This window comes from Mycobacterium sp. URHB0021, assembly GCF_054057895.1.
Genome location: NZ_JBSRZT010000001.1, coordinates 86,960 through 101,584, shown reverse-complemented (window position 1 = coordinate 101,584; position 14,625 = coordinate 86,960). Strand labels below are relative to the sequence as shown.

Annotated in this window: 5 protein-coding genes; all 5 read left to right on the top strand. The window is 63.1% G+C overall.

Annotated elements, in window-relative coordinates; translation table 11 throughout:
* The first annotated feature begins 329 nt into the window (after nt 1-329).
* The 5 genes from drmD to drmC are packed head-to-tail and all read left to right on the top strand — an operon-like array spanning nt 330 to nt 14,415.
* A complete protein-coding gene (drmD, locus tag ACVWWN_RS00395; RefSeq protein WP_457142146.1) occupies nt 330-3,890 on the top strand; it encodes a DISARM system SNF2-like helicase DrmD in 3,561 nt (1,186 codons plus the stop codon).
* Nucleotides 3,890-7,963, top strand: coding sequence for a DNA methyltransferase (locus ACVWWN_RS00390; RefSeq protein WP_457142145.1), 4,074 nt, complete (start codon nt 3,890-3,892; stop codon nt 7,961-7,963). The genes drmD and ACVWWN_RS00390 overlap by 1 nt, the downstream gene beginning before the upstream one ends.
* Nucleotides 7,960-11,670: a DISARM system helicase DrmA gene (gene drmA, locus ACVWWN_RS00385; RefSeq protein WP_457142144.1), complete on the top strand. Its 3,711-nt coding sequence runs from the start codon at nt 7,960-7,962 to the stop codon at nt 11,668-11,670. Before ACVWWN_RS00390 ends, drmA begins: the two co-directional genes overlap by 4 nt.
* Nucleotides 11,670-13,721, top strand: a complete 2,052-nt coding sequence (drmB, locus tag ACVWWN_RS00380; protein WP_457142143.1) for a DrmB family protein — start codon at nt 11,670-11,672, stop codon at nt 13,719-13,721. The genes drmA and drmB overlap by 1 nt, the downstream gene beginning before the upstream one ends.
* The gene (gene drmC / locus ACVWWN_RS00375) at nt 13,711-14,415 is read left to right on the top strand and encodes a DISARM system phospholipase D-like protein DrmC (RefSeq protein ID WP_457142142.1); all 705 of its coding nucleotides are present in this window, start codon (nt 13,711-13,713) and stop codon (nt 14,413-14,415) included. The genes drmB and drmC overlap by 11 nt, the downstream gene beginning before the upstream one ends.
* The last annotated feature ends 210 nt before the right edge of the window (nt 14,416-14,625 follow it).

The following is a 14,625-nucleotide window of genomic DNA, read 5'->3' as shown; positions in this document are numbered from 1 at the left end:
CGACGGGGGGAACGGAACCACTGTGGTCACCCATCCAGTGTGCCCGAACGCTGTGCTTCTAGAGCCCGCTCTGAGCGCAAACGTCATTGCCACACCGTGTATGAGTTTCGACGCGTGCGGGCCTCAGCGATTGGTAATTCGGCGGTGCGACAATTCGGTGCGGCAGCTTAGGCGCCAACGCCTTAAACGCGACTGGTCAAATAGTGGGGTGCACAAGCGGACCACGGTGTCCAAGCAGTGATCTGGCAGCGCAAATCTAAGGTGCCGCACCAGCCCACGGTAATTGAAATCCGAACAATGTCCGAGAACCCCAGCTAACATGGTGCTGCGTGGGGGAGACACCGCAGGCACAGGCTGACCATCTGTCGCCCGGTCAACGTTCGACAATCCGTCGAGCCGTGCAACATGCGATCGACGAACACGGGATCGAATGGGCAATGCGCAATACCTGTGCACAGCTCGAAGCAAAGTACGGCATCTCCTACGACACCATCGAGTACCTGGTACATGACGAGTTGCCGGCCGCACTACCCGAGGAACTGCTGACGTCGGGGCAGCGCAACAAGATCCGACGGGACTTCAGCGCCGCGACCTCCGAGATCGATCGGAGTCGCAGACGTGGCGCTGTTTCCGAGGTGGTCAAGCGGTCCGCCGAGCACTTCGGAGTGTCCGAAGACACCATCCGCGCCGTTGTCGGTGTCGACGGCGATACTGTTCGGCCAACGCCACCACTCGGAGGATCACCTGTGCCTGTAGCTGCCCCGTCGCTGCCCGAGCCCGGTCAGGTCGTCGAGGTGCGCGGCTCGACGTGGGCGGTCGCCAATGTTCAGGCCCAGGGTCTGCCGCTCAGCCCGGCTGACGATGCAGCCGCGAAGCTCAATCACGTCGTCGACCTGCAGTCACTCGACGAGGACCGCCTTGGCGAGCAGCTGTCGGTGATCTGGGAGCTTGAGGTCGGCAAGACCGTCACCCCACCGCAAGGATTGCCCGAGCACATCAACCCAGAGGGCTTTGACGATCCCGTCACGTTGGCAGGCTTCATCGACGCGATGCGCTGGGGCGCGGTCACCTCGGCAGACCCGAACCGCTACCAGGCGCCGTTCTGGTCGGGCGTCACGGTGGAGGCCTACCAACTCGAGCCTCTGCGACGTGCGCTGATGAGTCCGCGGACCAATCTGCTGCTGGCCGATGACGTCGGATTGGGCAAGACCATCGAGGCCGGCCTGGTCGCGCAGGAACTGTTTCTGCGGCATCGTGCCCGCAGTGCAGTGATCGTGTGCCCGCCGAGCTTGGCGCTGAAATGGCAAGACGAGATGCGGGACAAGTTCGGTCTGCAGTTCGTCATCGTCAACAGCGAACTGATGGCCGAAGTGCGCCGCACCCATGGCCTGCACGCCAATCCGTTCCAGCTGTATCCGCGGGTGATTGTGTCCATGGCGTGGTTGCCGCAGGTGCGCTGCCAGCGCTTGCTGCGCGACGTCTACGCCCAGGCTAAGAACCCCAAGCTGGGCAAGCGGTTCGCCTTCGACATGCTCATCGTCGATGAAGCCCACCACGTCGCGCCGTCGAGCCCCTCGACCATCGCCGGCGGGCGCGGCTATTCGGTGGACACACAGCGCACCCTGGCAGTACGCCAGCTCGCCGACACGTGCGAGCACCGCTTGTTCCTGAGCGCCACCCCGCACAACGGCTACCCGGAGTCGTTCACCGCGCTGATGGAGATGATCGACCCCCGCCGGTTCTCTCGCGGCGCGTTGCTTGACGCCACCGCACTCAAGGACGTGACGGTGCGCCGGCTCAAGCGCGATCTCAAAGGTAAAGGTTTCAAAGACCGTCAGGTGAACATCCTCGACTTCACGCCCGAGGACAGCGAGCAGGAGATGTTCTCCCTGCTCGATGAGATCGTCACCCGCAGCGCCAAGCAGAACGGCACCAAACCGGGCGGCGACATCGTGACCATGCTGCTTAAGAAGCGGTTTCTGTCCAGCCCGTTCGCCTTCGGGATGACGATCAGTCACTACCGCGACGCGCGAGCTGGGCGCGGGCTGCGCGACGACGAGTACGACGACATCTTCGGCGAAGGCCAGGCCGACGAGGAAGAAGGTTTGTGGGAGCACGACGAGGCCGAGCGGCTACGGGAGTCCAAGGCCTCCGATCCGCTCAGCGCCGCCGAGCCCGGGCAGCTGCAGACGCTTGCCGACTGGGGCTTGAGCTACGAAGGCCGACCCGATTCACGACTGGAGCGGCTGCTCACCTTCCTGGATGCGGTGTGCCGGCCCGACGGCAGCCAGTGGTCCAAACAGCGGGTCGTGGTGTTCACCGAATACGCGCACACCCTTGGCTGGCTGCAGCGGGTGCTGGTGCAGCGCGGCTACGCCGACCGGCTAGCTGTCATCGAAGGTGCGACACCCCCTGAGGACCGGGAGTACATCCGGTCGCAGTTCACCGCTGACCCGACCGAGGAACCGGTGCGGGTGCTGCTGGCCACCGATGCCGCCGGCGAGGGCATCGATCTGCAAAATCACTGCTACCGGCTGGTGAACTTCGACATCCCGTTCAATCCGTCCCGGCTTGAACAGCGTATCGGCCGCATCGACCGCTATGGGCAGACCGAGACACCTGAGGTGTTTCACTTCGTGCCCGACGACAAGTCCTCCACCTACGCCGCCGACGCGAACTTCATGGCCCGCATCGCCAAGAAGATCGCCCAGGTCGAGGTGGATCTGGGATCGGCCAATCAGGTGATCGGTGACGAGATCCAAGAACACTTCGCCCACCGCGCGCCGGCCAAACGCAAAGCCACGGGGCTTGATGGCAACAAGGTGATTCAGGAAGCCTTGGCTGGCGGCATCGAACTCAATACGCGGCTTACGGAGTTGGAACGCGGCTACGGCGCATCCCGGGCCGATCTGCATCTGGAACCGCAGAACCTGCGTCGCGTGGTCGACACGGCACTGCGGATCAACCATCAGCTTCCGCTGGAGCCGGTCGGCGATGCCGACACCGACGCCGAGGTGTTCGCGATGCCTCCGTTGAGCCCTGCATGGCAGGACACCCTCAAAGGCTTGGCCACCCGACTGAAACCTGAAGTGCTGCGCCCGATTACGTTCGACCCGGCCGTTGCTGAAGGACGCGCCGATCTGGTGTACGTCCACCTCGGACATCCGATCGTCCAGAAAGCGCAACGGCTGCTGCGCCGCTCGCTGTGGAGTGTGGATTCCACCCTGAACCGAGTCACCGCGGTGGTGATCGACGATACGGCGGAATCGTTCGTAGCTGCCGTGACCCGTATGGTGCTCGTCGGTAGAGGCGGGGTGCGGTTGCACGAGGAGGTGTTCCTAGTCGGCGTGCGGCTGAAGGGCCGGCGCGCGATGGCCGAGGAGAAAGCCGAACACGCCCTCGATCACGCCCTCGATCACGCCCTCGACGGCGACCGGCTGACACTGGCCAGCCGCCGGATCCGCGACGACCTGTGCGACATCTGGAACGCCCCGGATGCACCGCTGCGGGCACGACTGGAGGAGTCTATGCACGCCCGCGCCGGCCGCCGACACACCCGCGTACTGGAGCAACTAGACAAACGTCAGGCCTCCGATATCCAGCGGGCCCGCGACATCTTCGCCGCGTTCCGGACGAACCTGGGCGAATCACTGGATCTGTTGCGCAGCAAGGAAGCCGAAGCCCAAGCCATGCTCTGGGCCGACGACCAGCAAAAGCAGTGGCGCCGCGACATCGACTCGATGCAGCGCCGCCTCGACGAACTCGACGACGAGGAGACCCGCGAGATCGCGGCAATCATCGACCGCTACGCCGACGTCAAACCCCACACCACCGCCGCCGCAGTGGTCTTCGCCCTCACTCCCGAGGACGCGAAGGGAGGGCTGCGCTGATGGCGCCTCGCACACCCCGGCAGCGTTCGACACCCAATGTCTCCGAGCTACACCGCGCGTGGCTCGAACTCGTCGACACAGACGGCCCGTTCCTGGCGATCGCACCACTCAAGCGGGTATGGCCCCAGGGCATGCCAGCCCTGGACGGCGAACGCAAAGAAGCACTGCTCTACGCCCGCAAGGACTTCGAAGTCGTATGGGAAGCGGCAGACCGCACCACCGGCGACGACGGCGCGACCGATGACGCGTACCGCATCGCCCGCGACAAATGGGTCGAAACCGTATTGCGCGACGTCGTCGGCTGGGCCGAATCCCTGTCCTGGGGTCCCGTCGCCAGCATCACGGCTCAGTCACCCAATCGTGCGGTCACCGTAGGCGCCGAGGCAGCCCTGCTGGACCCCGACGGCGCTATCGGTGCCCTGGTGTCGGTGATCGACCCGGTCGATTCGTTGCGCCAGGTCCCTAGCGACCTGTGGGCGGCCACTCCGGTGGACCGAATGGAAGCGCTTCTGCGCGACAACGACATTCCGATAGGCATCGTCACCGACGGACGCTGGTGGGCACTGGTGTGCGCACGCGCTGGCGCCATGACCGCCTCCGGAGTCATCGACGCGCTGACCTGGGTAGAGGAATCCCGCACCCGCGACGCTTTCCTGACGCTGATCTCGCGTCAGCACATCATCGGCGGCAACGTCGACGAGCGGCTGCCCATCCTGTTTGAGGAATCCGTGGCTGCTGCCGAGGAGATCACTGAAGCTCTTGGCGCGCAGGTGCGTCGCGCGGTCGAACTGCTGATCCAGTCGTTCTCCGAATCGGCTCGCGACGCCCAACAACGCGGTGAACCCGATCCGCTGCCCGACGACACCCACCAAAGCTATGAGGCGGCGGTGACGATCATGATGCGGATCGTGTTCCTGCTATTCGCCGAGGAACGTGGGCTGCTGCCGTCGGGGGAGCTCTTCGAGCAGGGCTACGGCATCTCTCGCGAACTCGACCGACTACAAGCACGGGAAGCCGAGGACAGCGAGGAAGCACTCGATGCCACCTCGCTGACCTGGCATCGGCTGCTCGCGACCAGCCAGGCGCTCTACGCCGGCGCATCCTTCGAGAACATGAGGGTGCCCGCCTACGGCGGCTCCCTGTTCGACCCAGCCCGCTTCCCGTTCCTGACCGCACTCACCGCTCATGGAACGCTGGCCATCGCCGTGTCCGACCGAGTGATGTTGCATGCGCTGCGCTCGGTGCAGCAAGCTTTCCTCAAAGGTGGTGAGGCACGCCGAATCTCTTTCCGCGACATCGATGTAGAACAGATCGGATACATATACGAAGGCCTACTCGGCTACACCGCCGGCACAGTCGACGAAATCCACCTAGGCCTGCAGGGAGCTCGCGGCGAGGAACCCGAGATCGCCCTGTCCGTACTGGAACGACTTGCTGCGGACAACACCACCCCAAAAAAGTTGGCCGACGCCATCCGGGCATACGTCGAGAACGGTCAACCCTCGGCCAAACCCCAGTCGGCCGCTGCAATGGCCAAAGGCATTGGCGCCCAGATCGAGCCGAGTGTGGTCAGCGCCCTGGCGCAAGTCGTGGGAGATGATTCTGCATTGCGGGAACGCGTGCTGCCCTGCTTGGGAATCATGCGCCAAGACCTCCGAGGACGCCCCTTCGTCGTGCTCAGAGGTGGGCTGATGGTTAGGGAAACCCCGTCCCGCAAGAATGCGGGGGCGCACTACACACCCAAATCGCTGGCCAGGGAAGTTGTGCTGCACGCCTTGCAGCCGCTGTGCTATTTGCCTGGCCCTTATCAGACCGCTGACGAATCGCGGTGGAGGCTCAGGTCCTCCGATGACCTGCTCAGCCTCAAGGTAGCCGATATCGCATGCGGCTCAGGGGCGTTCCTGGTTTCCGCAGCAAGCTATCTGGCCGATCGGGTGGTCGAAGCGTGGACCTCCGAGGATCCGGCCAACACCCAGCGCGGCGATCTGCACCGGCGCGCCCTTCGCGAGGTGGTCGCTAGTTGTCTCTACGGCGCCGACATCAACGACATGGCCGTCGAGATGTGCAAGCTCTCGCTTTGGCTGGTGTCGCTGGATCGTGACCTGCCGTTCTCGTTCGTCGACGACAAAGTCTTCGTCGGCAATTCGCTGCTTGGACTCACCAGTCTCAGCCAACTACGCGGGCTTCATATCGACCCGCCGCGGGTGCCGACGACGGCGATGATCGACTTCTATGACATTGACATCGACGCCATCATTCGCAAGGCAATCGACCTGCGTCGCAAACTTGCCAGCGAGGTCGACGAGAACAATCCCGCCCGCAACAGCGCCGCCAAGCGGCGGCAACTCGCCGAATTACGTCGCATCACCGCAGACCTGCGCAACCTCGCCGACGGGGTCGTCGCAACGGGCTTGGTGCTTGGCGGAAAGCCGGGGCGTGGACTCGACGAGGCTTTTGAGAACCTCCGAATCGCAGCGAAGGCTGCGTACCCTAACACCGGCGAACCGGACGCGTCGCATTTGAACTCGATCGTGGATGCCGGGCTGACACCAACAGTCGCAACAGATTACGAGCGATGGCAGCCACTGCATTGGGCCATCGAAGCACCTGACGTCGTTGTCGAGCGCGGCGGGTTCGATGCGCTCATTGGTAATCCGCCGTTCCTCGGGGGGAAAAAGGTTCCAGCTGCTATTGGCACGAACATGCATGACTGGCTTGGCAATGTACTTTCAAACGGACAGAAAGGTCGAGCCGATCTTGTAGCCTTTTTCTTTCGCAGGACGTTCGACCTCCTTAAAAACTCGGGATCAATGGGTCTTATCGCAACTAATTCGATAGCTCAGGGCGATACGCGGGAAATAGGTCTGGACCGAATGGTTGAAAGCGGACTGACCATTCTTCGTGCTGTCAGAAGCGCCAAGTGGCCGTCGAGCATGGCAAATCTAGAATATGCAGCAGTTTGGGGAGTAAAAGGGACGGTCAGCGAATCTTTAACCCGCGTATGCGACAATGTTGTCACGGCCAAAATATCTTCTCTACTGGAACCTGAAGGCCGGACGATCGGGGTGCCTGAGCAGCTCGTAGAGAATGCAGGTATTGCATACCAGGGCTGCATCTTACTGGGTATGGGCTTCGTGCTACCGGAATCCGAGGCGATGCGATGGATCGACGAAGAACCAGCATATCGTGACGTCCTCTTCCCGTACCTGACAGGTGAGGATGCCAATTCCAGACCTGATGTATCCGCATCTCGATGGGCCATTGATTTCAACGATCGTAGTGAGTCGGACGCGGCAATATACAGGTTACCATTCGAACGAATCAAAGAAACCGTCTATCATGAGCGACTAAAGAATAAGCGGAAGTCGTACAGCAACTACTGGTGGCGATACGCGGAGAACCGCCCGGCCATGCGCCGTGCGCTATCCGCTCTGAGTGCGGTACCCGCGATTACTCTTACTAGCAAGATTGCTATGCCTGTACGCGTTTCAACGGCTCAAGTAATCAGCAACAAACTTGCCGTGTTTGCGACAGATTCGTACGCTTTGCAAGCGGTTCTATCGAGTTCTGTTCATTGGTTATGGGCAGTCAAATACTCAACGACCATGAAAACGGACATCAACTATACGCCAAGGGATGCCTTCGAAACCTTTCCTAGGCCGCAGGAGAGCCTTTTACTGGCGCAGAACGGGGAGGGACTAGACCGCGAAAGGGGGGAAATTATGGTGCGTCGTAGCCTTGGTCTGACCAAGCTCTACAATCTCGTTAACGACCCACAGATTGCTGGTGCCTCCGATCCAGATGTCGCGCGGATGCGCGAGATCCACGTCGCGCTCGACGAGGCAGTGATGGCCGCTTACGGGTGGTCTGACGTCTCACTCGACCACGGCTTCCACACCTATCGGCAGATGGAACGTTGGACAGTCTGCCCGGCCGCCAGGGTGGAGATCTTGGATCGGCTGCTCACGGAAAATCACCGTCGTGCCGGGCTCGAGGCGTCCACTGGCAGAAGGAAGAGAAAGGCCGCCCGCACCAACAATGCGGCACAGGGCGAGGAGACGCTCTTCTCATGAGGGAAGCCAGCCAGCTAAAGCCGGCCGATGCTTTGTATCAGCTGATGTACGAGCTGGACGGGACGTCGTTTACCGTCCGGGAGAATCTGGTCGACATTATGGAGCGCGAACTCCTAGGCCCGATCCATGGACCTGAGGAGCTGCTGCCCTTCAGCCCGCGGTCGCAGTATCTGGTTGGACACATCGCGCCAGTCCGCTTGACCGGAGCAACCGCCGGTAGCGCAGATGCAGGTGAAGCCACCGAGCGCGGCGAATTGGCCGAAGCGCGGGCCGACGAAAGCGCTGCGGCCGAGGGGCGGGGTATTCCTGCGTTTGCCGCTGACGAGGACGAGGCCGATGCTGGCGACGATGACGCTGAGGACCGAGCGCCTAAGCAGGGGTTGATGATTCCTTCGTCGATGGGTCTGCGTTTCCAGGTGCCGCCGGATTTGGAGGCGTTCCGGGTCACGGCGTCGTGGGGCATTTACGAGTCGGTGCAGACCGATAAGGTCACCAAGGCTGGCCGTGTGATTCGCCATTTCCAGCGCATTCCGGTCGAAGAACCCCGCGCCATCCGCCTTGCCGATCTCGATGCCGGCCAGACGACGACGATCCCGCTGCGCGACACCATCTGCCTTCGGGTGGACCGCTACGACGATGCGACTTACGGCCGGGTGCTCATCGAAATCGCGTTGTGCAACGACCGGGAGACACCGATGCCGATCCCGATCGGTATGTGGATGTTCCAAACCAAGCTCCACATTGATGCCGGGGGAGCGGAGGTATTTCTCCCGGTGTGCGATGTGCTCGAGCAAGACTTGCCGGAACACGACCCCGAGGTGCAACGCCTAAATCTGCAGTATCGCAACCGGCTTGAGTACGCGATCGGTCGGACCTGCTCGGTGGACTGGACGGTAAAGAAAGACTCGCGACGTGCGACGGCGGTGTGGACCACATGGCTGCCGGTCGCCGAGACCCCGCAGACGCAGGCGCGCGACGTCGAGAACGCGCTGCTATCCATGGATGCTCTAGCGACCGCGACCGCGGAAGAGGTCCGCGCCGCACTTCAGCCCCTGATCGCCGGCTACGGGGACTGGCTCGATAGCCAAGAAAACGTGACCACGCAGTTGCCGCCTCATCTTCGCGAAACCGCCGACCTGGCGCTGGTGGAAGCCCGCCGAGCTCACAAGCGACTGCAAGACGGGCTCGAACACGTCGCGGCCGACGCTGAAGCGCTGCGTTGCTTTCAGTTCATGAACGCCGTGATACGCGATCAGCGCATCGCCTCCCAGGTGGCCGCGCTACGGGCATCGGACCCAACCCTGTCGATCACCGGTGCACACAGCAAGGTCGCTGAAGCCGGTACCAAAGCCGCATCCTGGCGGCCATTCCAGCTGGCGTTCATCCTGATGCAACTGGGCGCCTTAACGGACCCGGCGGCGCCGCTACGCAGTGCAGAACACTTGGCGCAAGTCGAATTGTTGTTCTTCCCGACCGGTGGTGGAAAGACCGAGGCTTACCTCGGGCTGGCCGCGTACACGTTCGCGATCCGGCGCCGCCAGGGTGTCGTCGATTCCTCCGGCGCCCCGCTGGATGGTCGCGACGGCGTGGCGGTGCTGATGCGCTACACGCTGCGGCTGCTCACCGCCCAGCAATTTCAGCGGGCCACCGCACTGGTGTGCGCCGCCGAGCGGGTGCGCCAAGCTGACCAAACCACCTGGGGCAGTGAACCGTTCCGGATCGGGCTGTGGGTGGGTACCGACGTGAGCCCGAAACGCTTCGAGGAGGCCGACGAGCAGCTGACCAAGGCCAACGAATACGGGTCGCATCGGCTTACGGTGCTCCAGGTCCAGCGCTGCCCGTGGTGTGGCACCCCGATCACCGCGGCACAGGTCAAGGCCGACGCTACGGCGCGGCGGGTGTTCGTCTACTGCGGTGACGACCTTGCGCGTTGCCCATTCGCCAAAGGTGGGCAGGTCAGTGAGGGCCTGCCGATTCTGACCGTGGATGAGGAGATCTACCGGCTGACACCGGCATTCGTCATCGCCACCGTCGACAAGTTCGCCCGCCTGGCGCGCGAAGGGGAAGCCGCGGCATTGATTGGCTACGTCGGGCGGCGCTGTGGTCGCCACGGCTATGTCCATCCCGACTATGCCGCGTGCAACATTTCCACCGCGCATCCCGCCGTGGCCGGATATCCCGCGGCCACCGTCTATCCGGTGAACCGGCTGCGACCGCCGGACCTCATTATCCAGGACGAGCTGCACTTGATTACCGGCGCGCTGGGCACCTCCGTTGGCCTGTTCGAGGTCGCAGTGGAGACCCTGGCCTCCTGGGAACAGCCCGACGGCAAGCCAGTCCGGCCGCTCATTGTCGCGTCCACTGCTACGGTTCGTAATGCTCAGGAGCAGGTGCGCGGCCTGTATGGTCGGCGCCTAGAGATCTTTCCGCCGCAGGTGCTCGATGTCGCCGACACCTACTTCTCCCGCGAAATCCCCATCACCAACACAACTCCAGGCCGCCGATATATCGGGGTGAGCGCGCAGGGAGTGCGTCTGGCCAGCGCCGAGATCCGCGTCTCGGAGGTCCTGCTCTCGGCCGGGCAGCTGCTGTTGGACCGCAGCGGCATCGCTGCCGACCCCTACTTGACGCTGGTCGGGTACTTCAACGCCACCCGCGAGCTGGCGGGCATGACCCGCTACATGGGTGACGATGTTCAGAATCGAATCAAGCGGCCCCGCAAAGACTCCGGGTTTCCACCCCGCCACGGCGCCGCGTTTGGCCTGCTGAACACCGGCGAACTCACCGCCCGGATCGCGTCGTCGGAGATCGGCCGGACACTGGACCGGTTGGGGTTGGAGTTCGACCCTGACTATGACACCACCGAAGCCTTCCAGGCTCGAATGGCGGCACAGCGCGACGGCAAGAAGGTGCCCATGCGCAAGGAAGCGCCGTTTGACGTGGTGCTGGCAACCTCGATGCTGCAGGTCGGTGTCGACGTGCAGCGGCTCGGGCTGATGCTCGTCGTCGGTCAGCCGAAGAACACCGCCGAGTACATTCAGGCATCTTCTCGTGTCGGCCGCGACGCCTCACGGCCCGGTTTAGTTGTGACGCTGGGCAATTGGGCTCGTCCCCGCGATCTGGCGCATTACGAGCAGTTCCGCCACTATCATGAGACGTTCTACTCTCAGGTGGAAGCATTGTCCGTGACGCCGTACTCGCCGACGTCGCTGGATCGAGGGTTGGACGGGTTGTTGGTCAGCGTGGCCCGCGTAATGCAGGCGCCCCTCGATGACGGGCTCTCCCAGGAGCGCGGTGCGTGGCGGATCAAAGAAAATCGGGAAGTGGTCGAGCAGGTGGCCGAGCGACTCAAAGCCCGGATCTCGGCAGCAGCCTTGGATGAGGCGGCGGTGAAGTACGCCAGCGACCGGTTCGTTAATCGAATCGATCGGTGGGTAGATCGCGCCACCCGCGCCAGCGATATGCACAGGACGCTGGTGTACGAGCGCACTGGGGAAGGGGACAAGTATCTGCCATTGCTGATGAGCCCCGAGAACGCCAAAGCCGGTGTCGGGTCATCGAATCAGGCGCCGTTCGTCGTCGCGAACTCGATGCGGGAAGTGCAGCCGGAGATCAACATCCTCGTCAGCCCGATCCCGGAACGCCTGTTCGCGCATGTTCCAGACGGCGCACCACGGTGGACCCTGCCAGTGGGGGACGAGGACTGATGGCCGACACCACGCCCGAAGCGGTCATGCTGCACGATCCGGGTGAGACGCTCGATCCCCTGGCCGACGCCGAAGACGCGGTGGTCAAGAACCGCGCCAAGGTGGGCTCGTCACGGCCGTCGTCGCTGCTGTACACCTACGGGCCAGGGGCGATCATGGATCTGCCCGGTTTTTCGGTGATGCCCGCGGGTCTGGACGATTGGGAGCCCATCTGGAAACGGCGCGAGAAGATTCCGGCGGTCATCGAGCCCCGGCTACTCAATGTGATTCGCATGCATCTCGGTCCGCAGGTAGAGGCGCTGCGGCCCTATCCTTGGCAGCCGAAGCAGAACTCGTTCGCCAAAGAGGGCGCCGACTTGGGCATCCCCGCAAGGGTATTCCCGCAGTGGCTGCGGTGCACGGGCTGTGATTACCTCGGCCCGTTACCTAGATTCAGCTACGTCAACACCCATCCCTTCCGGCCTGACTTGGCGCAATTCACTCACAAGAGTTGTCCGGGCCGCGGCGCGCAGCGCGGTGGTGCGAAGGCTGGGCGGCGGGAATGCCCTGCGGTACCCGCGCAGCATCTGCTGACGTGCACCAACGGCCACGTCGACGAGTTTCCCTACGAACTGTGGGTGCATCGCGGCCGGCGGTGCGCCAAGGCCGAGCGGCCCGACCTGAAGATGCGTGACCCGAATGTCGGCAAGAGCGTCGGCTCAATGATCGCGTGCACGCAGTGCGGGGCCACCCGCGGCATGGCAGAGGCGCAGGGTTCCGTGGGCCGCGACAAGCTGCCGCAGACCTGCCGGGGACGTCACCCACACTTGAACGCCTTCGACAAGGAGTGCGATGCGCGACCGACGTTGATCATGATGGGTGCCTCCAACCTGTGGTTCGCCTCGACGCAATCGATCATCGTCATGCCGCGCACCGACGCCGAGAAAGCCGAAGCGTTAGGTGACCTCCTGCGGCTGGAGCTCGGGGTCGACACCGTTAAGCAGTTCGCTGGACAACTCGACGTTATCCGTGCGATGGCAGGCATGAAAGGTATTGACCTGAAAGACATCTCGGACGAGAGTCTTTCGACCGCAATTGCCGACGCGCTTACGCCGCCGGAGTCCGACGAGGAGCGCAAGAGGAAGCGCGACGACTGGGATCCAGTAGAACTCTTGGTCCCCGAATGGCAGTATCTCCAGAAGCCGGCGCTGTTCCCCTCCCAGAAGAACACCACGGGGCTAATGGTGACCGACATGACCCGCGGCCCAGAGCTTCCCCCGCAGATCAGCCGCATCGTGGCCGTCAACCAGATGAAAAAGGTCAACGCCTTCATAGGATTCACCCGGCTCGACGAGATGGATCGCGTCAACGACGTACCCGGGCGCCTGGTCAAGCTCACCCGCACCGGCAAGCCAACGTGGGTGCCCGCAACCGAGGACCGCGGCGAGGGAATCTTCCTGCAGCTCAGCCTCGATGCCGTCGAAGCCTGGGAGAACATCGTCTACACGACACCGCTGTGGGCGGCACACCAGGCAGCTAACCGGCGTAACTTCGCCCGGCGCTTCTCCGAGACTGCCAAGGCTGTCAATCCCGACACTCGGTTGCCCGCCCCTCGATACTGGTTGCTGCACACCCTGTCTCACGTGCTAATCCGCGAAATGGCAATGTCATGTGGCTACGGCGCAGCCAGCCTGACCGAGCGGATCTACGGCTGGCCAGCCTCCGCACACCGCGAGGGCGCTGCCGGGCTATTGATCTGCACTACCGCCTCAGATAGCGAAGGCACCCTGGGTGGTCTCGTCGCGCTTTCAGAGCCGTCTCGACTGCAGGGACTGGCGATCTCGGCGCTTCGCCGCGCTGCCCGATGCTCGTCGGACCCTCTGTGCGCCATGCGAACTCCGAGTGACCCCGAGGACTTCCTGCATGGAGCGGCATGCCACTGCTGCACCTTCGCGTCGGAGACATCGTGTGAGAGGGCTAATCGGTTCCTCGACCGCCGCTTTCTGCTCACATTGCCCAGCGCGCACGGCAAACCGGTGCCCGGGTTCTTTGGGAGCCCTGATGTCCAATGACCCGCTGAAACTACTGGGGGAGTACCTAACCGCGACCGAGGCCGAAAGCCTGGCAGCGCTCATCGATGCCGGTGAACACACCACACACGCCCTGGCATCAGTAAGCCACGCCCGGCGCGACCAAGTTGCAAACCTGTTGAAGACGGCTGGAATCGGACACTCTGAACCAGCACTGTCAGTGGCGGTGCTCCGCGGAATCGCTGGCGCAAAGTCGGCGCATCGCGACCTCACACCGGTCTGGACGATGCCCGGGCACGAGGCCACAACTGGACATCTGACGAACCAGTTTCACGATGTAGTCGCCGCCGCCCGCACCTCGGTTACCTGCGCGACCTACAACTTCTCACCGACATCGAACATGTGGGACGCCCTCAAGACTGCGTCCGAAGAGCCCGATGTCGTGGTGTGCGTCTACGTTGACGCCGGCAAGGGCGACCCCGCCGACGTCAAGGCACGGCTCCCGCGGGCAACTGTATACCGCTCAGCCAACTTGCCTAACGGACAGGCGATAGTCAGTCACACGAAGTTCATCGTCGTCGACCATGAGATCGTCCTGCTGACAAGCGCGAACTTCTCCTACAACGCCGAGAATCGGAACATCGAGTTCGGTCTTCTCATTCGCGAAAGCGGCCTTGCAGCATCGATCGAGTCGACCATGGCCAACAAGCGGGGGAGCTTGTACAAGCTCGAGTAGGTCGACCTTGCCGGCCGCTATCCGGTCGGATGGCCTCCGGTGGCCGTCGGTGACGCCGGCTACGCGACTGGGTTGGAAACGGAGTCGAAGCCCGGCAGAAACGCTATGACGTGAATGTCTAGGCGACCGGTGGCATTTCATGGATCACGGAACGCTCGGCCGGAACGAGCACGGCGACTTCACGCCCCCGCCGATGCCGAACATCCCGCG